The organism is Bradyrhizobium sp. UBA2491 (assembly GCF_002341725.1).
Taxonomy (GTDB): domain Bacteria; phylum Pseudomonadota; class Alphaproteobacteria; order Rhizobiales; family Xanthobacteraceae; genus Bradyrhizobium.
On the sequence record NZ_DDOP01000077.1, the window covers coordinates 16,889 to 38,859 of the forward strand.

The following is a 21,971-nucleotide window of genomic DNA, read 5'->3' on the forward strand; positions in this document are numbered from 1 at the left end:
AGCAGCACGCCCCTTCACTGCGGATAACAGCGACGTGCGACAATCTGGCGACATGAGCGGTCGCGGCTGTGTGGAACGGGCGTTGTGTTGCGCGCATGGCGCAGCGGGACGACGAGGGCGGTCGATGAATGCGTAGCCGGATTCAGCTACCGAGTTTCAATAGTATTTGTGGAAGTGATGCACCGGCCCGTGACCCTGCCCGACCGCAAAGCGATCGGCGGCCGCGATCGCATCGGTGATCCACGCCTTGGCGTGACGCACCGCGGTCTCCATCGTCTCACCCTTGGCAAGCCCCGCCGCGATCGCCGACGACAGCGAGCAGCCGGTGCCATGCGTGTTGGCGGTGGCGATGCGCGGCGCCGACAGCGCGATGCTGCGCTCGGCGTCGATCAGATAGTCGATGCTCTCGGTGCCGTGTCCGTGGCCGCCCTTGACCAGCACCGCGCGACAGCCCATCGCCAGCAGTTGCTTGCCTTGTCGTTCGACCTCGGCTTCGTTCGATGCGACCGGCTGGTTGAGCAGCGCGGCTGCTTCCGGCAGGTTCGGCGTGATCAGCGACGCCAGCGGAAACAGCAGGGTCTTCAGCGCGTCGACGGCTTCAGCGGCAAGCAGCCGGTCGCCCGATGTTGCGACCATCACCGGATCGAGCACGATGTGGCGCGGCGCCCAGCGCGTCAGCCCATCGGCGATCGCGGCAATGGTCTCGGCCTGCGCCACCATGCCGATCTTGACCGTACCGACCGCGAGGTCGGAAAACACCGCATCGATCTGCGCGCTGACGAAGGCCGCCGGCACCGGATGGATGCCGCTGACACCCTTGGTGTTCTGCGCGGTGAGCGCCGTGATGGCCGAGGCGCCATAGACCCCGAGCGCGGCAAAGCTCTTGAGGTCGGCCTGGATGCCCGCGCCGCCCGAGGAATCCGAGCCGGCAATGGTGAGCGCGACCGGCGTCATTGCGCAGCACCGGCGGTTGATACGAACGAGACCATGACGAAGTGCACCATGGCCTGTCCTAGCCCGGCCGCCCGCCGGCAGCAAGTTTGCCTGACTTTACCGCGAGTTGACCCTGCCTCGGGCCCCCCTCCCCCTTGCCTTGGCCGCCGGTTTTTGGCCTATAGTCGCTGATATCCCCGGAGACGACTTTGATGGTTCCCTTCTTCGTCCAGATCAAATGCAAGCTCGGCCAGTCCTACACCGTCGCCAACGCGCTGGCGGAAGCCGAGATTGCATCCGAGATCTATTCCACCGCGGGCAATTACGATCTGCTGGTCAAGTTCTACGTCGACCACGACACCGACATCGGCCATTTCATCAACGAGAAGGTTCAGGTGATCCCGGGCATTCAGGACACCCTCACCATCATCACCTTCAAGGCGTTCGGCGCGAAGTAGGCTCTGCCTGCCCGAGAACTTTCCTTCACCTCTCCCAAAGGGAGGGGTGAACCGATGTCCCCACCAGCATCCCCGCTAGGACTTCTTTTCGGGCTTTGTGGGCTTCGGCGGCCCCTCGACCGGCGGCAGCGACTTGATGTAGTCGGCGATCGCGTCGCGATCGCCTGACGGAAGCTGCGAGGTGTTGCGGATCACCCGCACCATCGATCCGCCGGCGCTGTCGCCATCCGGCGTCTGCCCGCTCTCGAGGAAATAGGCGATATCCTTCGCGCTCCAGTCGGACAGCCCCTTCTGCGTGATGTTGGGCACCCAGCCCTCGCCTTCCGGATTCGGGCCGCCGGCAAAGCGCTGCGCGCTGACGATGCCGCCGAGGAAATTGCGCGGGCTGTGACACTCGGCGCAATGGCCGAAGCCGTTGACGAGATAGGCACCTCGATTCCATTGCGCCGAGCGGCTCGCGTCCGCGACGAACGGCTTGCCGTCCATGAACAGGAATTTCCAGACGCCGATATTGCGGCGGATGTTGAACGGAAACGGCACATCGTGGTCGCGCACCTTCCCCGCCACCGACGGCAAGGTCTTCAGATAGGCGAACAGGTCGCGGACGTCGTTGACCTTGGCGTGCTGATACGACGGATAGGGAAACGCCGGGAAATAGTGCGTGCCCGACGGCGACGTGCCCTTCATGACCGCGGTGACGAAGTCGGCCTCGCTCCAGCGGCCGATGCCGTCGTTGGGATCGGGCGAGATGTTCGGCGCATAGAAGGTGCCGAACGGCGACGGTATCGCCAGCCCGCCGCCGAGTCTGGTGCGGTCATCCTGCTTCGGCACGGCATGACAGGAGGAACATCCTCCGGCATTGAACGTTGTGAGGCCATTGGCAAGGTCGGGCTGATAGGCCGGCAGCGCGCTGGCGGCGACGGTCGCGGGGATCGTCAGCCACCAGAACACGGCGAGGCCGATGGCGCCGACCAGGCCGGCCAGGAGGAGAATTCGTCGCAACATTCACCGATCCGTCATTGGTCGCGTCAGTCTATCAACCAGTATGATGGCAAGCGGTCGCACAAGCTCGCATCAAATTTGCCGCATGCACGTTCATTTTGGGAATAAATCGGAACGGCCGCGGTTTGAACACTGCAACCATCGTGTGACGTCAAAGGGGAGAGAACCATGCCCAACAAGACCTTGCTTGCCGCGCTGACCCTCGGCGCTGTCGTCGCCCTCGCCGGCCCGGCCTTTGCCGAGAAGCTGCATGCCAAGCTGGACGGCAAGACCGAAGTACCGCCGAACACCAGCGCCGGCACCGGCACCGCCGACATCGACTATGACGCCGCCTCCAAGAAGCTGAGCTGGAAGCTGACCTATTCCGGCCTGACTGGTCCGGCCACTGCTGCGCACTTCCACGGCCCTGCGGAGGCCGGCAAGAATTCCGGCGTCGCGGTCGCGATCCCGAACGCGACGTCGAGCCCGGTCGAAGGCAGCGCAACGCTCACCGACGCGCAGGCCGCCGATCTGCTCGCCGGCAAGTACTATGTCAACGTCCACACCGCGGCCAACCCGGGCGGCGAGATCCGCGGCCAGGTGACCAAATAGCCGCGGGCGAAGTCGTCGCAGGCGAAGACACGCGAACAAGAAACGGCCGACACAAAAAAGGGCGGGTGCCTGAAGCACCCGCCCTTTCGTTGATCGAACCGCGATCAGCCCTTCTTGAGGCGATAGGTCTCGTGGCAGCCGCCGCATTGCTTGCCGATCACGCCCAGCTCCGCCTTCAGCGTATCGACATCCTTGATCTTGCCCTTGGCATCAGCGACGGCCTTGGCATAGCTCGCGATGTGCTGCTCGAAGCCGGCCTTGTCTTCCCAGATCTTCGGCCCGGCCGAGTAGTCGCCGTCGGTCTTCAGCCCCTTGGAGCTTTCCGGGAACAGCGTCGGTAGCTTCTTGGCGGTGTCCTCGAACTTCGCCAGCGCGGCGTCGACGGTTGCCTGGTCATAGGGCTTCTCGCCCTTGACGATGGCCCCGAGCGCACCGGCGTTCTTGCCGGTTTCCTTCATCTGGGCCTGGGTCTGCTTGACCTGATCCTGGTCGGCGACGACCGCACCGGCACTCAACACAAGCATCGCAGCAACGACGACAATCCGTTTCATCGGCAATCCCCTCAATCCTGCTCTGTCCCGGTCCGCGGTCTGCGGCCGGCCTGACCTGCAAACACCGCAGGCGGAATCTTCATTCCGCCTGCGACAATTTATCAGAGAGTGTGGCGGCGCTGCGCCTCGCGGATCGCAATCCAGACCCGCTCCGGCGTGGCCGGCATGTCGATGTGGTCGATCCCGTATTCGCGATGCAGGCCCTCGACGATCGCGTTGACGATCGCCGGGCACGAGCCGATCGCACCGGCCTCGCCTGCTCCCTTCACGCCCATCGGATTGGTGGTGCAGGGAACGTTGTTGGTCTCGAACACGAACGACGGACCGTCGGCGGCACGCGGCATCGCGTAATCCATGAACGTGCCGGTGACGAGCTGGCCGTCGGTTTGGCTGTACACCGCCTGCTCCATCAGCGCCTGCCCGATGCCCTGCATCGCGCCGCCATGAACCTGGCCCGCGAGCATCAGCGGATTGAGCGTGACGCCGAAATCGTCGACGATGACATAGCTGACGATCTTGATGATACCGGTTGCGGGATCGATCTCGACCTCGGCGAGATGGGTGCCATTCGGATAGGTGCCGTCGGCGCTGGCGAACGTCGCGCTGGCATTCATCTTTGCGGTGTCGCCGCCGGGACGCTTGGCAAGATCGGCGAAGCTGACCGAGCGGTCGGTGCCGGCGATGCGGATCCGGCCGTCGGCGATCTCGAGGTCGCCGGTGCCGGCTTCCAGCGCCTGCGCCGCAAGCTCCTTCAGCTTGTTGCCGAGCTCATGCGTCGCCCGCTGCACGCTGACGCCGCCGGACGGGATCGATGCCGAGCCGCCGGTGCCGAGGCCGGTCGCGATCTTGTCGGTGTCGCCTTGCAGCACATGGACGCGCTCCGGCGGCACGCCGAATTGCTCGGCCACGATCTGCGCATAGGCGGTCTGGTGGCCCTGCCCGCTCGACTGGGTGCCGATCAGGACCGAGATGTCGCCATTGGGATCGAGCGCCACCTTGGCGGTCTCCTCGCCCATGGTGCCGCAGACCTCGACATAGCTCGCCATGCCGATGCCGCGCACCAGGCCGTCCTTCTTGGCCGCCTTGGCGCGCTTTGAAAACTCCTTCCAGTTGGCGATCTCCATCGCGCGCTTCATATGCGCGACGAAGTCGCCGGAGTCGTAGACCTTGCCGGTCGCGGTCGTGTAGGGCAGCGACTTCGGCGGGATGAAGTTCTTCCGCCTGATCGCGTCCGGCGTCATGCCGAGCTTGCGCGCAGCAGCGTCGACCAGCCGCTCGATGACATAGGCGGCCTCCGGGCGGCCGGCGCCGCGATAGGCATCGACCGGCACGGTGTTGGTGAACACGGTGCGGACGCGGCAATGGAAGGCCTGGATGTCATAGAGGCCCGGCAGCATGCCGGCGCCGCCATGCGGGATATAGGGCGCAAACGTCGAGAGATAGGCGCCCATATCGCCCATCAGGTCGACATCCATGCCGAGGAATTTGCCGTCCTCGGCCAGCGCCATCTTCGCGGTGGTGAGATTGTCGCGGCCCTGCGCGTCGCCCATGAAATGGTCGGAGCGCTCGGCGGTCCATTTGACCGACTTCTTGAGCTTGCGCGCGGCGACCGAGATCAGCGCGTATTCGCGATAGGGAAACAGCTTGGTGCCGAAGCCGCCGCCGACATCCGGGCAGATCACCCGCATGTTCTCCTTCGGCATCTTCAGGATCATGTCGCAGAGGATCTCGCGCAGGCGATGGCTGCCCTGGCTGCCGATCGTCAGCGTCAGATGGTCCTTCTTGGCGTCGTATTCGGCGACCGCGGCGCGCGTTTCCATGAAGTTGGTGATGACGCGCGGATTGACGATGGTGATCTCGGCGACCGCATGCGCCTTGGCGAACGCCGCCGCGGCGGCGCCCTTGTCGCCGATCGAGACGTCGAACAGCACATTGCCGGGCTTGTCCGGCCAGACCTGCGGCGCGCCCTTCTTCACCGCGTTGAGGAGACCTGCCACCGCCGGCAACGGCGTCCATTTGACGTCGATCGCCTCGATCGCGTCGCGGGCATGATCGAGGTTATCGGCGACCACGAAGGCGATGGCGTCGCCGACATGGCGTACCTCGTCCTTGGCGAGGATCGGATAAGGCGGCGCGGTGAACGGATCGGTTTCGAGGTTGAACAGGCACGGCAGCCCCCCGAGTTCGGCGACATCGGCCGCGGTCAGGATCAGCGCCACGCCGGGCAGGCCGCGGGCCTTGCCGGCATCGATCGTGTAGGTGGCATGCGCATGCGGCGAGCGCAGCATCAGCGCGTGCAATGCGGGAGACGGCGCGACGTCGTCGGTGTAGCGGCCCTTGCCGCGAATCAGAGCGTCGTCCTCCTTGCGCCGCACGCTTTGTCCGACGCCGAATTTGATGGGAGCTGCCATCGTCTCTCCAATTGCCTTGGTGTGTTTTGCGCATATTGGCGTGGTTGTCCGCGAAGCGCAAACCGCTTTCGGTCGCGCGCGGCGCCGTCTCGCACCCCGCTCCTATGCACTTGATTTGAAAGGTAAAACTATACGCGCCGCAGTGCGAACAACCAGCCGCGGCCGAACAGCGCGAGGATCAGGAACGCGTAGATGAAGACGCCGACCGCAATCAGCAGCAGCAGGACCAGTTCGTCGCGGAAATGCTGCACCGGCGCGAACCACACATAGGCGAAATGCGAGGTCAGCCAGAGCGCGAGCGCGAGCAGCGCACCGCACAGCGCGAAGGTCGCAAACGAGCGGATCAGCACGCGATCGAGCACGAGATAGCCGCGGCGCCCGGCGAAGAACAGCACCAGCAGCAGGTTGACCCAGGCGCCGACCGCGGTCGCGAGCGCGAGGCCGACCTGCGCGAGCGAGCCGACCAGCGCGACCTTCAGCGCGACGTTGACCGCGACCCCGGTCAGCGCCGCCTTTACTGGCGTTGCGGTATCCTTGCGGGCGTAGAAGGTCGCAACCGCGCTGCGGATCATCACGAAGGGAATGAGCCCGACCGCATAGGCGGCAAGCGTGGCGCCGGCGCTCGCGGCATCGGCCTTCGAGAACGCGCCGCGGGCAAACATCGCGCGCATGATCGGATCTGCGACTGTCAGGAACGCCGCCACGAACGGCACCGAGAACAACAGCGTGAAATCGAAGGCACGGCGCTGCGCGGCCATCGCGCCGGCGTGATCGTCGGCGGTCAGGCGTCGCGACATCTCCGGCAGCAGCACGGTGCCGATCGCGATCCCGATCACGCCGATCGGCAATTGATTGAGACGATCGGCGTAGTACAGCGCCGACAGCGCGCCAGCCGGGAGGAAGGTCGCGATGATGGTGTCGGCGAACAGCGCAACCTGGGTTCCCATCGAGCCCAGCGTCGCCGGTCCCAGCGCGCGGAAGAAGGCGCGGACGTCCTCGTCGAGCTTGAGGGGCGCGAACCGCGGCAGGCCGCCATGGCGCGCGAGGTCGCCGGCGAGCAGAGCAAACTGCAGGAAACCCGAGATCAGCACGCCCCAGGCCGCGGCATGGCCGGCGCTCGGGAAGAACGCCGCGAGCGCCAGCGTCATCATCATCGCGAGGTTGAGGAAGATCGGCGCGGCGGCGGCGCTGGCGAAGCGATGCATCACGTTGAGCATGCCGCCATAGAGCGTCACCAGCGTGATCAGCAGCAGATAGGGAAAGGTGATCCGCGTCAGCTCGATCGCAAGCTTGCGCTGTTCGGCGTCGTCGGTGAAGCCCGGCGCGAGGATGCTCATCGCCTGCGGCATGAACGCCATCGCCACGACGAGCAGGATCACCTGCGAGGCGAACAGCAGCGTGAAAATGCGGTCGGCGAACAGCCGCGCCGACGCCTCGCCGCGCTCGCCATGGACATGGGCATAGGCCGGCACGAAGGCGGCGTTGAAGGCGCCTTCGGCAAAGATCGCGCGGAAATGATTGGGCAGCCGCAGCGCCACGAAGAAGGCATCGGCGACCGGCCCGGCGCCGAGGATCGCCGCGAGCATGATGTCGCGCGCGAATCCGGTCACCCGCGAAAGCAGGGTATAGCCGCCAACGGTGAAGATGCGCCCAAGCATGGCTGCTTCTAGCGCATCATCACCCTAGGTCAAAATGACTGATCAGGCCGACAGCGCGCTGCGCACAGCCGCGATGATGCGGTCCTGGGTCGCCTCGTCGAGATAGGGGTGCATCGGCAGCGCGATGACGTCCTTTGACAGGCGCTCGCTGACCGGCAGGCCGCCCTCGGCAACCGGGAAGTGGCTGTAGGCCGTCTGCTGATGCACCGACTTCGGATAGTAGATCATGGTCGGAACGCCCTGCGCCTTCAGGGCTGCCGCGAAGGTGTCGCGATCGATGCCCTCGGACAGGCGGATGGTGTACTGCGCCCACACCGAGGTGCAGCCCGGAGCCAGGCGCGGCACCGCGACCAGGTTGCCGAGCGCGCGCGAATAGCGCTCCGCCAACTTGTTGCGCGCCGCGATCTCGTCGTCGAAGATCTTCAGCTTCTCGAGCAGGATCGCCGCCTGCATGGTGTCGAGCCGCGCGGTGAGGCCGAGCCGCACATTGTCGTACTTGTCCGAGCCCTGGCCGTGGACGCGGATGCTGCGCAGCGTGGCCGCGAGTTCCGCATCGTCGGTGAAGATCGCGCCGCCGTCGCCGAAGCAGCCGAGCGGCTTGGCGGGGAAGAAGCTGGTGCCAGTGGCGAGACCGAAGGTGCCGAGCTTGCGGTTCTTGTAGGTTGCGCCGAAACCCTGCGCGGCATCATCCAGCACGAACAGGCCCTCGGCCTCGGCGACCGCCGCGATCGCGTCATGGTCGGCGCTCTGGCCGAACAGGTCGACCGGGATCACCGCCACCGGCTTCAGCCCGCGCGCCCGCGCGGTCGCGATGCCGCGCTTCAGCGAGTTGACGTCGATGTTGAAGGTCTCCTCGTCGACGTCGACGAAAACCGGCGTCGCGCCGGTCAGCGTCACGACTTCGCCGGTCGCGCAGAAGGTGAAAGTCGGGCACAGCACCGCATCGCCCGGGCCGACATTCTTCGCCATCAGCACCATCAGCAGCGCGTCGGTGCCGCTGGCGCAGCTCACCACATGCTTGGCGCCGCTATAGTCCGCCAGCGCCTTCTCCAGCGCGGTGACCTCAGGACCATTGATGAACTGGCAATGGTCGAGCACGCGCGCGACCGCGTCATCGATCGACTTGCCGAGCCGCCGGCGCTGCGCGGAAATATCGATGAAGGGGATGGGCTCAAGCTGCATATGCTGGTTCATGGAAGCTCTTTGCAGGTGTTGAATGAATGACAATCGGCCGGTGAAGGATCAGCCGGCGACGCGGCGCGGCCCCTTGCGGATCGTCGAGGCGGCGGGCCTCGCGGGCGATTCCAGGCAGCGGATCGCGATCTCGAGGCTCGCGACGCCCTCGTCGCCGGACACCGCCGGCAGCTTGCCGCTACGCACGGCATCGAGGAAAGCGATCAGCTCGGCGCGCAGCGGTTCGTCATGACCGACCGGCAGGTGACGCATCGAATAGCTGCCGTCCGGCTTGAAGCCGAAGCATTCGGTGACCTGGCGCGTCAGCAGGTCGCCCATCACATATTTGCCGCGGGTCGCGACCGTGACGTTGCGCGCCTTGAACGGCGTCAGCCAGTTGGTGTTGATGTGGGCGAGCACGCCGGAGGCGGTGCGGAACTGGAGCAGCGCGATATCCTCGCGCTCGGCGACCGCGCTGGAGAGCTGCGGCTGCACCTCGACGATGTCGGACTCGGTGAACCAGCGGATCAGGTCGATGTCGTGCACCGCGAGGTCGATCACGACGCCGACATTGGACATCCGCGGCGGGAACGGGCCGACCCGGGTGATGCCGATCGACAGGATGTCCTCGCCCGAGATCGCCTGCTTGATCGCGGCGACCGCCGGATTGAAGCGCTCGACATGGCCGACCATCAGCGTGACGCCGGCCTTGTCCGCGGCGGCGACGATCTCGCGTCCCTCCTCGACGGTGGAGGCGACCGGCTTCTCGACCAGGATATGGATGTTGCGCGCGATGCAGGCGAGCGCGATTTCGTGATGCAGGTGGGTGGGCGCTGCGATCGTCACCGCATCGACGCCTTCGGCGAGCAGCTGATCGAGGTCTTCGAAGGCGCGGCAGCCGACCAGGCCGACGGCGCGCGAACGGTGTTCGGGGAGCGGATCGACGATGCCGACCAGCGCGACACCGGGCAGTCCGGCCAGCACGCGGGCATGGTTGCTGCCCATCACGCCGGCGCCGATCACGCCGACACGCAATGCGCGGCCGGTATCGGCATTTGCGCCCGCTGCGGACACTTTTGCATTCATATCGTAGACCCCAAGTAACGTTCTGGCGGATGTCCCGGCTTCTCTGGGAGCCACCCCGGCTCCGAGCGAATCAGCACCTCGGCTCTCGTCCGATCAGGCGCTTCGGCGCAAATCACGACCCCGCTTCGTTGGCAGCCGCTATAGCACGACGTCACAAATGTGGCGAATGCCAACGACGAAATCCGGACACGTTTTGATTCAAAGAGTTACATCGTCCCGCGCCGCATGATCGGCGCAGGAACCAGCGCAACCCTCAGGTGCGCTGATAATCGTCCTCGATGCGGATGATGTCGTCTTCGCCGAAATAGCTGCCGGTCTGCACCTCGATCAGCTCGAGCTGAATCTTGCCCGGGTTCTCCAGCCGGTGCACGGCGCCGATCGGGATGTAGATCGATTCATTCTCGTGCACCGTCTTGATCAGCTCGTTGACGGTGACCTGCGCGGTGCCGCGCACCACGATCCAGTGCTCGGAGCGGTGGTGATGCTTCTGCAGCGACAGCCGCCCGCCCGGCTTGACGATGATGCGCTTGACCTGATGGCGGTCGCCATTGTCGACCGACTGATAGGAGCCCCAGGGACGATGCACCTTGATGTGGCTCTCGGTCACCTCGGGTGCCGTCACCTTCAGTTTCGCGACCAGCCGCTTCAGCCCGTTGGCATCCTTCTGGCGCGACACCAGCACGGCGTCCTGGGTCGCGACCACGACGAGGTCGTCGACGCCTTCGAGCGCCACCAGCGCGCGGTCGGTCGCGACGTTGCAATTGCGGCTGTCCTCGAACACCGCCGTGCCGCGCGCCGCGTTGCCGAGGCTGTCCTTGTCGGAGAGCTCCCAGACCTGGCGCCACGAGCCGATGTCGGACCAGCCGCACGCCACCGGCACCACCGCCGCATGGGAGGTCTTCTCCATCACCGCGTAGTCGATCGAGATCGCCTTTGCCGCAGCGAAGGCCGCGGCATCGAGCTTGACGAAGCCGAGATCGCGCGCCGCCGACGCGACCGACTGCTCCACCGAGGCCACGCTGTCGGCATCGACATTGCGGTACTCATCGAGCAGCACGCCGGCGCGGAACATGAAGTTGCCGCTGTTCCAGAGATAGCCGGCATCGATGTAGCCGGCTGCCGTCGCGGCATCCGGCTTCTCGACGAATTTCGCCACCGCCCGCACCTCGCCGGCGACCACGTCGCCCGGACTGATGTAGCCGTATTCGGTGGCGGGCCGCTCCGGCTTGACGCCGAAGGTCACGATGCGGCCGGCTTCCGCCGCCACCAATCCGCCGCGGCATGCGGCGACGAAGGCCTGGGTATCCCGCACCAGATGGTCGGCGGCGAGCGCCAGCACGATCGCGTCACTGTCGCGGCTTTGCGCGAACACGGCGCCGGCCGCGATCGCGGGTCCGGAGTCGCGGCGCATCGGTTCCAGCAACACGTCGGCCTCGCGGCCGATCTCGGCCAATTGCTCCAGCACCATGAAGCGATACGCCTCATTGGTGATCACGATCGGCCGCTCGAACAGGCCCGCATCGGACACCCGCAGCAACGTCTCCTGGAAGGTCGAGCGGGCCCCGAACAGCGAGAGGAACTGCTTCGGGTGCACCTCGCGTGACGCCGGCCAGAGCCTCGTGCCTGCGCCGCCGCACATGATCAGGGGAATAATTCGTCGATCCATCGATGCCTCAAGTCCTGTCGCAGACGACACACCAAATTGGCCCCGGGCCACCGCGGCCGACAGCCCTGTTACCTGGGAAGCACGATCCGAGCAGTATCACGCGCCCCCACGCGCCTGGTCGGATCTTACCGGTATTGTAAACCGCCGGTGAGTGGCTGGCCGTCCCCCGTTACGGCCTCTTTAACCGCCCCTTCGCACCTGCCGCAATAGGGACCAGTACGGGTATTGCCAGATCGGTGCGGAAACCATACCAAGGCGGCGAATTTGGGCGCGCGAAAGCGTTTTGCGCTTTTTTTGACACAATCTGACACCTGGCAGCGCGAACGGAAATGCGCCGAATCCTGCTTTCGACCGCCAAGCTCCTGATCTCGGGTGCGCTGCTCTATTTCTCGCTGCGCAAGGTCAATCTGTATGACCTCGCCTCCCGCATCCAGGTCGAGAGCCTGGGCTGGCTCGGCCTCGCGATCGCGGTCACATTCTTGCAGATCTTCCTCGGGGTGCTGCGCTGGCGGGAGATCAGCGCTGAGTGCGGCGCGCCGCTCGGGACCGGGCAGGCGATGCGCTACAACGTGATCGGCACCTTCTTCAACCAGACCCTGCCGTCCTCGATCGGCGGCGACGCGGTGCGGCTCTGGCTGGTCGCACGGGCCGGCGCGGGCTGGCGCGCGGCCACCTATTCGATCTTCGTCGACCGCGCGATCGGACTGATCGCCCTGGCCGTCGTCATCGCCGCCGCCTTGCCGTGGAGCTACCGGCTGATCTCCGATACCCACGGCTGGATGGCGTTGCTGCTGCTCGACCTCGCCGCGCTTGCGGCCGGATTTGGTTTCCTGCTGATCGGCGCGTTGCCCTGGCCGTGGCTGAAGCAGTGGTGGGCGACGCATCACGTCCACGCCTGCGCCGTGATCGCCAACCGGGTGTTGTTCAGCCGCGAGCACGGATTGCGGGTCGCGACCCTCTCGATCGCCATTCACGTCGTCACCGTCGTGATCGGCTGGTGCGTGGTGAAGTCGATCACGGCTCCGGTCACCTTCGGCCAGATCTTTCAGTTGTTGCCGCCGGTGATGCTGATCACGATGATGCCGATCTCGATCGCGGGCTGGGGCGTACGCGAAGCCACCATGGCGCTGGCGTTCGGCTATGCCGGATTGATCGCCAATGAGGGCGTCAACATCTCGCTGCTGTTCGGCGCGGTGTCGTTCGTGGTCGGGGTGTTCGGCGGCCTGGTCTGGATCCTGAGCCCTGAAAAAGCCGCCAAGGGCGCCGAGCCGATCGAAGTCCCGGGATCGCCATCGCGAGTCCCGGGATCGCAGTAGCCGGACCGATGAATAGTTTCGAGACCCTCCTGTCGCTGATCGCCGTGGTGCTCGCCGCATCGATCTCGGCCGTCCTGATCCTGCTGACGCGGCCGCTGCTGCTGCGCGTGGCGCTGGCGAAGCCGAATGCGCGCTCGTCGCATCGCACCCCGACGCCACAGGGCGCTGGAATCGCGGTCACGATCGCCACACTGCTCGCGGGCGGGATCGTCATCATGCTGGCGGGATCGCCGGACCTGACGATTCCGTTCATCGTGTTCGCGGCCTGCCTGTTCATCGCGGTGGTGGGTTTCGCCGACGACGTCCGCTCCCTGCCCGTCGTTCCTCGGCTGCTGCTACAGGCCGCCGCCGTCGCGGCCGTGGTGCTCTCGGTGCCGGGCGATCTCAGGCTCGTTCCGGCCTGTCCGGCCTGGTTCGAACGCGGCCTATTGGTGATCGCCGGCCTGTGGTTCGTGAACCTCGTCAACTTCATGGACGGGCTCGACCTGATGACGGTGGCCGAGGCGATCCCGGTCACGGTGGCGGTCGCCCTGCTCGGCGGCGCCGGCTACATCCCGGCGGCGCCCGCGCTGGTCGCGGCAGCCCTGTGCGGAGCGATGCTCGGCTTCGCGCCGTTCAACCGGCCGGTGGCGAGAATATTCCTCGGCGATGTCGGCAGCCTGCCGATCGGCCTGCTGCTCGGCTGGTGTCTGCTCGAACTCGCGTTGCGCCAGCAATTCGCGGCCGCGCTGCTGCTGCCGCTCTACTATCTGGCGGACGCCACGGTCACGCTGTTCCGGCGCATCGCGCGTCGCGAGCCGTTCTGGGCCGCGCATCGCACGCACTTCTATCAGCGCGCGACAGACAACGGGTTCACGGTGTGGCGCGTCGTCGGCGAGGTGTTCGCGCTCAACGTCGTGCTGGCGCTGCTCGCATTCGCCTCGGTCGTCATCAATTCGCTTGCCGCGGATGCCGTCCTGCTGCTTGCCGGGGCGCTCGCCGTTGCCTGGCAGTTGCGCCGGTTCTCACGGCCGCGCTGATCGCCTCGGATCAGCCATCCGTCTTGCGCAGCGCGCGCCTCAGCCCATCGTCGAGGCTGATCGGCTGTTGCCATCCCGTGCTCGCGATCTTGGAAAGGTCGAGTTCGAGCGAGGTGAACAGGCTGTCATAGGCTTCCTTGCGACCGCCGATCGCGAGCGACACCTTCAAGAGCGGCAGCGGCAGCCAGAACAGGCGCGGCGAGGTTTCCGCCGCGCGGGCGAGACGCTCGACGAAATCCCGCGTCGAGACCTGCTCGCGGTCAGCCACCAGAAACACCTCGAATTCATTTCCCGGATGCGACAACCGATGCAGGATGAACGACGCCAGGTTTTCCGCCGACAGGAACGCACGGCGGTTCCCTACATCGGCCAGCGGAAGCGGCACGCGATTGATCACCGCACGCTTCAGCAAGGCGAAATTTCCCTTTGCGCCGGCGCCGTAGATCAACGGCGGCCTGATCACGGTCACCCGCATGTTGCTGCCGGGCACAATTCCCTTCAGGCCGACCTCTGCGGCCGCCTTCGAGTTGCCGTAGAGGCCACGGGGAGTAAGCAGATCGTCTTCTCGAAACGGCGGACGCCCGTAGTTGCTGCGTCCATGCACCAGGATCGTGCTGACGAAGATGAAATCGCGAACGCCCGCGGCGGCCGCGGCGCGCGCCAGATGCAGCGTGCCCTCGATATTGACGTTGCGGTACAGTTCAATCGCCTGTTCGTCGGACTGCTGGTGTACGCGCGCCGCGAGATGGACAACGGCATCCACGCCATCGAGCGCGGCCCGCCAATCGGTGGTCGGACTGAGCGAACCGATCGTGACGTCGTTTGCGTCTCGCGGCGGGGTTCGCACCGCGCGACGCACCTGCCAGCCGCTGCGCGCCAGTACGGGCACCACGTGGCGGCCGACGAAGCCGCTGGCCCCCGTCACCAGAACCTTCCGGCCACCGTCATTCATGCTGTCCGCTCCACATCCTGACTGGATAGCAGATCCCGCACCAGCGCAGCGTAGCTCGCGAGCGCCCGCTCCGGACTGAAGGTCCGCGCGGTCGCGACGGCGCGGTCGGCCATCGCGGTGTCCTGCGAGCGTGACGCCAACCTGATGGCATCGGCGAGTTGATCGGGCCGTTCAGGTGTGACGACCCATCCGAGGCGATTCTCACTGACGGTCAGCGCGGCTTCGGCCTCGGGCTCGGAGACCAGGATGACGGGTCGGCCGGCCGCGAGCAGGTTGTAGAACCGGCTTGGCACCGAGACGCCGGCAACGTTCTTGCGATAGGGAATGAGCCAGACGTCGGCACTGGACAGCAGCGCATCGAGCTTGTCATCCGCGACGCGTTCGACCAGCGTCACATTGGCCAGTTGGTCCGCGGCCTGCATCTCCTTCAGCCGCGCGAAGCCCATCCCCCACCCTGAAAGCAGGAAATGGATGTCGCTCTCGTTGCGCAACAGGCGGGCTGCATGGAAAACAATGTCCGGATCGTGGGTGAAGCCCAGATTGCCCGACAGTCCGACCACGAAGCGGGCGGCGATGGCCTTACGAAACGGATTGTCCGGGTCGACGGGGCGGTTGGCGGGGGTGAGCGAGGCCCAGTTCGGAATGAACCTGATCTTGTCCGGCGTCATTCCGCCATACCGCAGCAACAGCTTCTCGGCGTCCCGGCCGATGACGATGACCGCATTCAGGGCCCGGAACATCAGCGCGTTGATCCCGCGCATCGCCCGCGCAACCAGCGAGGAAGGCCGCAACAGCCCGGCCATCACCAGCACATCGGGAAACAGGTCGTGCATGATCAGCGCCGACTTTGCGCCCTTCAACTTGGCCGCGGCCGCAACCGCATAGGGAAGCGCGAACGGCGCGGTCACGGTCAGTGCCACGTCGCCCCGCTGCAACCGCGACAACAGCGCAAGGAAGATCCGACCGGTGAACAGCGCCTCGGCCAGCGCGCGCTTGAGCAGCGCCCCCTTTCCCGGCAACCAGTTCCTGATCTCGACGACCACTGGCTGCCCGGGCGACGGCGCCCTTGCCGAGCCCGGCATGCCCGAGACCACCATCACGTCCGCCTCCTGCGCGATCCGTTCGGCGATCGCGGCCATGATCGCCGCAGTCGTGCTGTGGTCCGGCGGATAGTGCTGGCTGACGACCACGACTTTTCGAGAATGACGCATCAATGGCTTTCGAAATGATCCTGCCGCATCGCGCGCAGGACGGCGCTATCAGGCGGCATTCGATCCGAACTCGGGCACGGCGTCCTGAAGCACGGCGCGGATGGTCACGCGGTCATCCCTCGCGATCGCATCCTCGAGCGCCGCCAGCCACTTGCGCAGCGTCGACATCGGAGGCTGGTTCGGCTTGGCCGCCATCACGCCGGCGACGCCGATTTCGAGCGTCGGCTCCTGGCTTGCGAACAGGATCTCGTTCAGCCGCTCGCCGGGACGGATGCCGCTGAACACGATCTCGACGTCGACACCGGGTTGCAGGCCCGACAGCCGGATCATCCGCTCGGCGAGATCGACGATCTTGACCGGCTGGCCCATGTTCAGCACATAGACCGAGACGTCGGGCCGCGCCGGCGTCACCGCATGCGTCGCCGCCGTGATCACGAGATCGCAAGCCTCGCGGATCGTCATGAAGTAGCGGACCATGTCCGGATGGGTCACCGTGATCGGTCCGCCGGCCTCGATCTGGGCCTTGAACTTCGGCACCACGGATCCGTTGGAGGCCAGCACATTGCCGAACCGCACCGAGATCAGCCGCATGTGCGCGTTGCCCTTGGCCTCGGTCATCAGGTCATGGTCCAGCGCCTGGCAGTACATCTCGGCAAAGCGCTTGGTCAGGCCCAGCATCGAGACCGGCTCGATCGCCTTGTCGGTCGAGATCATCACCATCGCGCTGGCGCCCGCGGCACGCGCGGCGTCGGCCACGTTCACCGATCCGAAGATGTTGGTCTTGACCCCCTCGCTCCAGTCACGCTCCAGGATCGGCACATGCTTGAGCGCGGCGGCATGGAACACGATGTCGGGCTTGAACTCGCTCATCAGCCGCGTGATTCGCTCGCGATCCCTGATGTCGGCGATCCGGCCCTCGATGACGGCGCCGGTGTCGCGCGCGGACAGCGCCTCGGTGACGGCATAGAGCGCAGGCTCCGAGTTCTCCACCACCAGCAGGCGCGCCGCACCGAAGGTCGCGACCCGGTCGCAGATTTCCGCGCCGATGGAGCCGCCGCCGCCGGTCACGATCACCGATTTGCCTTTCACCAGCGCCTCGAGCCGGGCGTAGTCGATCTTCTGGCTCGGACGCAGCAGCAGGTCCTCGACCGCGACATTGGTGAGCCGCGGCGCATCGCCGCTCTCCAGCGATGGCAGCCGGCTGACGATCAGACCCAACCGCTTGGCGCGCATCAGCACGCTCTCCGGATGCGCCTCCGGCTCGAATGCGGAGGGTGTCATGATCACGCGCTTGATCGGCTTCTGCCGGCTCTCGAAGTCGCGAATCACCGTCTCGATGTCGTCGACCCCGCCGACCACCGGAATGTTGCGGATCATCTGGCCGCGGTCCGCGACCGACGGCGAGAGCACGCCGACCGGCCAGAGCCGCTTGATGGCGCCGTTCTCGATGCCGCGCAGCACCACTTCGGCGTCGGCGGTGCGTCCGATCAGCAGCGCCGGCGCGGCGTTGTCGGACCGGGCGTGAAGGCGCGTGCGCGAGTAGCGGAAGTAACGATAGCCCAGCCGCAACGTGCTCAGCGCGAACACTTCCAGGAAGAAGAACAGGATGATCGTGACCCGGCCGAGGAACACCGGGCTTGGCGAATTCGCTCCCGTGAAGAAATAGACGTAGTCCAGCACCACGAGTGCCAGCGTCAGCACCGCCGCGACCCGCAGGATGTTCACGGCATCCGGCAGCGAGGTGAAGCGCCATTTCGCGGTGGTCAGGTTGGAGAAATAGCTCACCACAATGCTGAACAGCACGAACCAGGGCAGGATGCGCAGCAAATGCGGCAATCGGTCGGTAAGGAGGCTCCCCTCGAAACGCAGGTAAAAGCTCGCCAGCAACGCAAACGTCGTCGCGAGCGCGTCATGCACCAGAATCAGGAAATTACGCAGGGTGAATTGTGAAAGACGCGTCATCTAACGGACGGGTTACCGGCAGCTGGGAGTTCGCGGCGAGACATTGGCAGGCTGATAGCGTATCTGCACAGCCCTTGCCAGCGATCATGGACGGATCGGAGGTTCGGGTTCCATATCGCCCCCCAATCGCTCGTTCAACGCCATGCCGCCCGCAACCCCGACGCCAAGCACATACATCCAGCCTTCGTGAAAATCGAAGATGTGCGAATTAAACAGCGAGCTGAAAATATTCTGTACCACGACGAGAAGTCCGATCCAGTTGACGAAACCCCCGCCTCGGAACAGCAGGAGGTGCAGGACCCACATGGCATACAGGATCGCAACACCCACAATGCCCCACTGCACGGCGACGTTCAACGTTTGATTGTGCGGGTTTCCGATCACCTCGCCGGACGCCTGGGTCACGCCACCGGTCGCGACGCGCTCGAACAGGCCGCGGGTCGCGCCGGTGCCATGGCCGATGAGCGGGGCTTCGGCAAAGAAGCCGAGCGACTTCCGCCAGAATTCGAGCCGCAAACCGAGCGACGTCGGCTCGTTGCGTTCCATATAGAGCTTGTAGTCGCGCTGGAACGACTCGGCGGTCCAGCGAAATTGCGGCGAGGCATACCACGCCACCACGGATAGCGTGGCGGCGGCACAAATAATCAGCACGATGCTGCGCCAGCGCAAATGGAGCAACGCAAACACCGCGAACATAATCGGAACCGTGACCAGGGCCGTCCGCGACACCACCACCAGCGCCATGTTGGCGAACAGGCTGAGCGCAATCACGATCAGCAATATGGCCGGCCAGATGCGCCTTGCCCGCAGCAACATGACGATCGGATAGGCCAGCGCGACCGCGCAGAGGGTGAATTCCTGGCTCTGGTCGATGTAGTTCTTGACGAAAACGCCCTGCTCGCCGGGCGCGGGCGCCCTGAGCGCGAGGTGCGGATAGGCAAACACCAGCCAGGACATCAGCATCAAGAGCGTGCATGACACCAGGAAGGCGATGAACACCGCGGTGCCGCGGGTCGACCGCTGAAAATGATAGAGCAGGACCGGCAGCACCAGGAGCTTTGCTGTCGGCCCGACCGCGTAGAATCGGGCACCCCAGGCAGCGTCCGACCAAAGCGTGCCGACGAGCGCGAGGCAGAACAACGCGATCGGCGCGACGCAGATCGGCCGCTTCAGCAGCGCCCAGAACGCCTTCAGGTCGACGGTGGGCGCGATCGCGATCAGCAGCACCACGCCGAAGATGCCGACCAGCGAGGTCGACCACGGCAACGACAGCGCAATCAGCACCGCGACCACATCGGTCCCGGTGCGCCAGCGCACTGGATCGCGCCACCAGACCGGGCAGGCCGGGGCGGACGCCGATGATGCCATGCTCGCGCTCACGCCTTGCCCTCGCGCGCCCGGGCAACCAGCGACGTCGTGCTGTGGCCGGGCAGGATGTCGACCAGCACGACCTCGCCGCCGGCGGCCTCGACGATCTCGTGGCCGACCACCTGCGCGCGGGTATAGTCACCGCCCTTCACCAGCACGCTCGGCCGCACCTTGGTGATCAGATTGATCGGGGTGTCCTCCTCGAAGATTGCCACGAGGTCGACGGCTTCCAGCGCCGCCAGCACTTCGGCACGGGCGCGTTCGTTCTGCACCGGACGCCCCTCGCCCTTCAGCCGCTTCACCGAGGCGTCGCTGTTCAACCCCACGATCAGGCGGTCGCAGGCGCCGCGCGCGGCCGTCAGCACCTTGACGTGGCCGGGATGCAGGATGTCGAAACAGCCATTGGTGAAGCCGATGCGCAGATCCTGCCGGCGCCATTCATCGAGATAGGCATCGATATCGCCGCCGGCCGGGACGATCTTGTCCTCGGCCGCGAGCGAAGCGTGCGGCAGGATCCTGCGCCGCAATTCGTCTGACTTGACGATCGCGGTCCCGGTCTTGCCGACGGCAACCGCTGCCGCCGCGCTCGCGATCCGCAGCGCGCCTTCCCAGTCGGCGCCACCCGACAGCGCCAGCGCCAGCGCGGCCGCTACCGTATCGCCGGCGCCGGAGACGTCGCGCACCTTGACCGGCAGCGCCGGCACGTGGATCGAATCGCCGCCGCGCGTCACCAGCGTCATGCCGCGCTCGCCCTGCGTCACCAGCATCGCCTCGCAATCCGCGAGATACATCGCATCGGGCGCGGCCTGCGCGATGCTGTCCAGGCTGTCGGCGCGACTGCGGGTCGCCTCGGCGAATTCCTTGCGGTTCGGCGTCAGCACGCTGGCACCGCGATAGATCGCGAGGTTGGCGCTCTTAGGATCGACGATCACGCGCTTACCCGCCTGCCGCGCGGCATCGATCACGTTGCGGATCACCCGCGCGGTGAGCACGCCCTTGGCGTAGTCGGACAACAGCACGATGTCGGCACGCGCCAGACACGGCAGGATGGTGTCGATCAGTTGCTGTTCGATGGCCGGCCCCGCCGGCGCGGCGAGTTCCCAATCGGAGCGCAGCATGTGGGTGGAGAATTGTTCGGAGACGAACCGCACCTTGCGCGTGGTCGGACGCGCGGCGTCACGCACCAACAGGGCCTCGATACCGGGCTCATTCGCGAGCGCCTCCGACAACACCGTGCCGGCGGCATCCTCGCCGATCAGGCCGACGAAGATGCAGCGGCCGCCGAGCGAGGCGATGTTGCGCGCGACGTTGCCGGCGCCACCGATATTGGTCTCGCTGCGCCTGACCGCGATCACCGGCGCCGGCGCCTCCGGCGAGATCCGCGACACCTCGCCATAGACGAACTCGTCGAGCATCAGGTCGCCGACGCAGAGCACGGTCTGGCCGGACATCGCACGCGAGATCGCTTCAAAATCGAACATCACTCACCGTACTCAGCTTCAACGATAGCGATCGGAGCGATCGAGAAAACCCTTCACATAGGCCCCGACTGCGTCTTCCAGGCGGGTGAAGCCGCCATTGTATCCGGCCCGGCCGAGACGATCGACGACGCTCTGGGTGAAATACTGGTAGCTGCCGCGAATCTGCTCGGGCATGTCGACATATTCGATGTTCGGCTCGCGGCCGAGCGCGCCATAGGCCGAGACGATCAGGTCCTTGAAACTGCGCGCCTTGCCGGTGCCGACATTGAACAGCCCGGAGACCTGCGGGGTTGCGATCAGCCAGATGATCACCCGCACGACGTCGTCGACATAGATGAAGTCGCGGCGCTGATCGCCATCGGCGATGCCCTCGCGATGCGACTTGAACAGCTGCACCACGCGGCCCGATTTGATGTCGTCGAAACGGCGCGCCAGCACGCTCATCATCGGGCCCTTGTGATATTCATTCGGGCCAAACACGTTGAAGAATTTCAGTCCCGCCCATTGCGGCGGCAGCCGTTCGCCCTTCGCCACCCGCTCGGCGACCGCGAGGTCGAACAGGTTCTTGCTCCAGCCGTACAGGTTCATCGGCCGCAACTGCTTCAACGCCTCGACCGAGCCATCGTCGGCAAAGCCCTGCTCGCCGTCACCATAGGTCGCGGCCGAGGACGCATAGATGAACGGCGTCCCGTTCGCGGTGCACCAGTCGAGCAGCCGCATCGAGAGACGGAAATTGGTTTCGATCACCAGATCGCCGTCGGTTGCCGTGGTCTCCGAGATGGCGCCGAGATGGATGACGGCGTCGAGCCGCCGCCCCTTGATCCAGTCGCCGAGCTCGGCCGGGGGAACCAGATCGGCAAGCTGACGCTTGGCCAGGTTCCGCCATTTGCCGTCATGACCAAGCACGTCGCAGACCGCAACATCGCTGCGGCCGGCGTCGTTCAACGCAGCCACGACGTTCGATCCGATAAAACCGGCACCCCCGGTTACCAGAAACATTATGAAATCCCGCCAGATTCCTTTGCAGCCGCCAGCTTTGCCCCACTCCCGCGCCACAGGCAACGACGGCTTTACCTCACATCGCGAACCGGTTACCGACTTGGCCGGGTCCGACCCGGTCCTGGCTATTTAGA

Annotated in this window: 18 protein-coding genes; 4 read left to right on the forward strand and 14 right to left on the reverse strand. The window is 65.7% G+C overall.

Going from position 1 to position 21,971, the window contains the following annotated elements:
* Window positions 1-156: 156 nt before the first annotated feature.
* Entirely contained in the window at window positions 157-954 is a 798-nt protein-coding gene (gene thiD, locus B2W55_RS25115; protein ID WP_024585047.1) for a bifunctional hydroxymethylpyrimidine kinase/phosphomethylpyrimidine kinase, read from the reverse strand.
* A 191-nt stretch (window positions 955-1,145) separates the two neighbouring features.
* Here thiD and B2W55_RS25120 point away from each other — a divergent pair, with 191 nt between their 5' ends.
* Complete coding sequence (locus tag B2W55_RS25120) at window positions 1,146-1,391, forward strand: Lrp/AsnC ligand binding domain-containing protein (protein ID WP_016845986.1); 246 nt, start codon at window positions 1,146-1,148, stop codon at window positions 1,389-1,391.
* Between the two features lie 75 nt (window positions 1,392-1,466).
* Here B2W55_RS25120 and B2W55_RS25125 read toward each other — a convergent pair whose 3' ends face one another.
* Window positions 1,467-2,396 carry a c-type cytochrome gene (locus B2W55_RS25125; RefSeq protein ID WP_024585048.1) on the reverse strand — a complete coding sequence of 310 codons (930 nt, stop codon included), beginning with the start codon at window positions 2,394-2,396 and terminating at the stop codon, window positions 1,467-1,469.
* A 165-nt stretch (window positions 2,397-2,561) separates the two neighbouring features.
* On the opposite strand from B2W55_RS25125, the gene B2W55_RS25130 reads away from it, so the two are divergent.
* Window positions 2,562-2,984, forward strand: coding sequence for a CHRD domain-containing protein (locus B2W55_RS25130; RefSeq protein ID WP_024585049.1), 423 nt, complete (start codon window positions 2,562-2,564; stop codon window positions 2,982-2,984).
* Window positions 2,985-3,088: 104 nt separating this feature from the next.
* On the opposite strand, the gene B2W55_RS25135 is transcribed toward B2W55_RS25130, so the two are convergent.
* The 6 genes from B2W55_RS25135 to B2W55_RS25160 form a co-directional block, all read right to left on the reverse strand.
* Window positions 3,089-3,535, reverse strand: a complete 447-nt coding sequence (locus B2W55_RS25135) for a c-type cytochrome (RefSeq protein WP_024585050.1) — start codon at window positions 3,533-3,535, stop codon at window positions 3,089-3,091.
* A 101-nt stretch (window positions 3,536-3,636) separates the two neighbouring features.
* Window positions 3,637-5,946: a xanthine dehydrogenase family protein molybdopterin-binding subunit gene (locus B2W55_RS25140; RefSeq protein WP_024585051.1), complete on the reverse strand. Its 2,310-nt coding sequence runs from the start codon at window positions 5,944-5,946 to the stop codon at window positions 3,637-3,639.
* A 128-nt stretch (window positions 5,947-6,074) separates the two neighbouring features.
* A complete protein-coding gene (gene murJ, locus B2W55_RS25145) occupies window positions 6,075-7,604 on the reverse strand; it encodes a murein biosynthesis integral membrane protein MurJ (protein WP_024585052.1) in 1,530 nt (509 codons plus the stop codon).
* Between the two features lie 42 nt (window positions 7,605-7,646).
* Window positions 7,647-8,798, reverse strand: coding sequence for a DegT/DnrJ/EryC1/StrS family aminotransferase (locus tag B2W55_RS25150; RefSeq protein ID WP_024585053.1), 1,152 nt, complete (start codon window positions 8,796-8,798; stop codon window positions 7,647-7,649).
* 48 nt (window positions 8,799-8,846) lie between these two features.
* The gene (locus B2W55_RS25155) at window positions 8,847-9,863 is read right to left on the reverse strand and encodes a Gfo/Idh/MocA family protein (RefSeq protein ID WP_024585054.1); all 1,017 of its coding nucleotides are present in this window, start codon (window positions 9,861-9,863) and stop codon (window positions 8,847-8,849) included.
* A 253-nt stretch (window positions 9,864-10,116) separates the two neighbouring features.
* Window positions 10,117-11,529, reverse strand: a complete 1,413-nt coding sequence (locus B2W55_RS25160) for a mannose-1-phosphate guanylyltransferase/mannose-6-phosphate isomerase (protein ID WP_024585055.1) — start codon at window positions 11,527-11,529, stop codon at window positions 10,117-10,119.
* Window positions 11,530-11,858: 329 nt separating this feature from the next.
* On the opposite strand from B2W55_RS25160, the gene B2W55_RS25165 reads away from it, so the two are divergent.
* Complete coding sequence (locus B2W55_RS25165; RefSeq protein ID WP_024585056.1) at window positions 11,859-12,845, forward strand: lysylphosphatidylglycerol synthase transmembrane domain-containing protein; 987 nt, start codon at window positions 11,859-11,861, stop codon at window positions 12,843-12,845.
* 8 nt (window positions 12,846-12,853) lie between these two features.
* The gene (locus B2W55_RS25170) at window positions 12,854-13,864 is read left to right on the forward strand and encodes a glycosyl transferase (RefSeq protein WP_029880259.1); all 1,011 of its coding nucleotides are present in this window, start codon (window positions 12,854-12,856) and stop codon (window positions 13,862-13,864) included.
* Between the two features lie 10 nt (window positions 13,865-13,874).
* Here B2W55_RS25170 and B2W55_RS25175 read toward each other — a convergent pair whose 3' ends face one another.
* From B2W55_RS25175 to rfaD, 6 genes are all read right to left on the reverse strand, one after another.
* Window positions 13,875-14,816, reverse strand: a complete 942-nt coding sequence (locus B2W55_RS25175; RefSeq protein WP_024585057.1) for an NAD-dependent epimerase/dehydratase family protein — start codon at window positions 14,814-14,816, stop codon at window positions 13,875-13,877.
* Complete coding sequence (locus B2W55_RS25180) at window positions 14,813-16,027, reverse strand: glycosyltransferase family 4 protein (RefSeq protein ID WP_029880260.1); 1,215 nt, start codon at window positions 16,025-16,027, stop codon at window positions 14,813-14,815. Before B2W55_RS25180 ends, B2W55_RS25175 begins: the two co-directional genes overlap by 4 nt.
* Window positions 16,028-16,075: 48 nt before the next feature.
* Window positions 16,076-17,989: a nucleoside-diphosphate sugar epimerase/dehydratase gene (locus B2W55_RS25185; protein ID WP_024585059.1), complete on the reverse strand. Its 1,914-nt coding sequence runs from the start codon at window positions 17,987-17,989 to the stop codon at window positions 16,076-16,078.
* Between the two features lie 84 nt (window positions 17,990-18,073).
* A complete protein-coding gene (locus B2W55_RS25190) occupies window positions 18,074-19,357 on the reverse strand; it encodes an O-antigen ligase family protein (protein WP_024585060.1) in 1,284 nt (427 codons plus the stop codon).
* A gap of 8 nt (window positions 19,358-19,365) precedes the next feature.
* Window positions 19,366-20,838: a D-glycero-beta-D-manno-heptose-7-phosphate kinase gene (gene rfaE1, locus B2W55_RS25195; RefSeq protein WP_024585061.1), complete on the reverse strand. Its 1,473-nt coding sequence runs from the start codon at window positions 20,836-20,838 to the stop codon at window positions 19,366-19,368.
* An 18-nt stretch (window positions 20,839-20,856) separates the two neighbouring features.
* Window positions 20,857-21,837, reverse strand: coding sequence for an ADP-glyceromanno-heptose 6-epimerase (gene rfaD, locus B2W55_RS25200; protein ID WP_024585062.1), 981 nt, complete (start codon window positions 21,835-21,837; stop codon window positions 20,857-20,859).
* Between the last annotated feature and the right edge of the window lie 134 nt (window positions 21,838-21,971).

Excerpts from the sequence above, each read along its gene's own strand:
- B2W55_RS25165 (WP_024585056.1), top strand. The coding sequence starts at position 11,859 with ATGCGCCGAATCCTGCTTTCGACCGCCAAGCTCCTGATCTCGGGTGCG.
- B2W55_RS25175 (WP_024585057.1), bottom strand. The coding sequence starts at position 14,816 with ATGAATGACGGTGGCCGGAAGGTTCTGGTGACGGGGGCCAGCGGCTTC.
- murJ (WP_024585052.1), bottom strand. The coding sequence starts at position 7,604 with ATGCTTGGGCGCATCTTCACCGTTGGCGGCTATACCCTGCTTTCGCGG.
- B2W55_RS25120 (WP_016845986.1), top strand. The coding sequence starts at position 1,146 with ATGGTTCCCTTCTTCGTCCAGATCAAATGCAAGCTCGGCCAGTCCTAC.
- B2W55_RS25155 (WP_024585054.1), bottom strand. The coding sequence starts at position 9,863 with ATGAATGCAAAAGTGTCCGCAGCGGGCGCAAATGCCGATACCGGCCGC.
- B2W55_RS25140 (WP_024585051.1), bottom strand. The coding sequence starts at position 5,946 with ATGGCAGCTCCCATCAAATTCGGCGTCGGACAAAGCGTGCGGCGCAAG.
- thiD (WP_024585047.1), bottom strand. The coding sequence starts at position 954 with ATGACGCCGGTCGCGCTCACCATTGCCGGCTCGGATTCCTCGGGCGGC.
- B2W55_RS25150 (WP_024585053.1), bottom strand. The coding sequence starts at position 8,798 with ATGAACCAGCATATGCAGCTTGAGCCCATCCCCTTCATCGATATTTCC.
- B2W55_RS25160 (WP_024585055.1), bottom strand. The coding sequence starts at position 11,529 with ATGGATCGACGAATTATTCCCCTGATCATGTGCGGCGGCGCAGGCACG.
- B2W55_RS25170 (WP_029880259.1), top strand. The coding sequence starts at position 12,854 with ATGAATAGTTTCGAGACCCTCCTGTCGCTGATCGCCGTGGTGCTCGCC.
- B2W55_RS25190 (WP_024585060.1), bottom strand. The coding sequence starts at position 19,357 with ATGGCATCATCGGCGTCCGCCCCGGCCTGCCCGGTCTGGTGGCGCGAT.
- B2W55_RS25125 (WP_024585048.1), bottom strand. The coding sequence starts at position 2,396 with ATGTTGCGACGAATTCTCCTCCTGGCCGGCCTGGTCGGCGCCATCGGC.
- B2W55_RS25130 (WP_024585049.1), top strand. The coding sequence starts at position 2,562 with ATGCCCAACAAGACCTTGCTTGCCGCGCTGACCCTCGGCGCTGTCGTC.
- B2W55_RS25135 (WP_024585050.1), bottom strand. The coding sequence starts at position 3,535 with ATGAAACGGATTGTCGTCGTTGCTGCGATGCTTGTGTTGAGTGCCGGT.
- rfaD (WP_024585062.1), bottom strand. The coding sequence starts at position 21,837 with ATGTTTCTGGTAACCGGGGGTGCCGGTTTTATCGGATCGAACGTCGTG.
- rfaE1 (WP_024585061.1), bottom strand. The coding sequence starts at position 20,838 with ATGTTCGATTTTGAAGCGATCTCGCGTGCGATGTCCGGCCAGACCGTG.
- B2W55_RS25185 (WP_024585059.1), bottom strand. The coding sequence starts at position 17,989 with ATGACGCGTCTTTCACAATTCACCCTGCGTAATTTCCTGATTCTGGTG.
- B2W55_RS25180 (WP_029880260.1), bottom strand. The coding sequence starts at position 16,027 with ATGCGTCATTCTCGAAAAGTCGTGGTCGTCAGCCAGCACTATCCGCCG.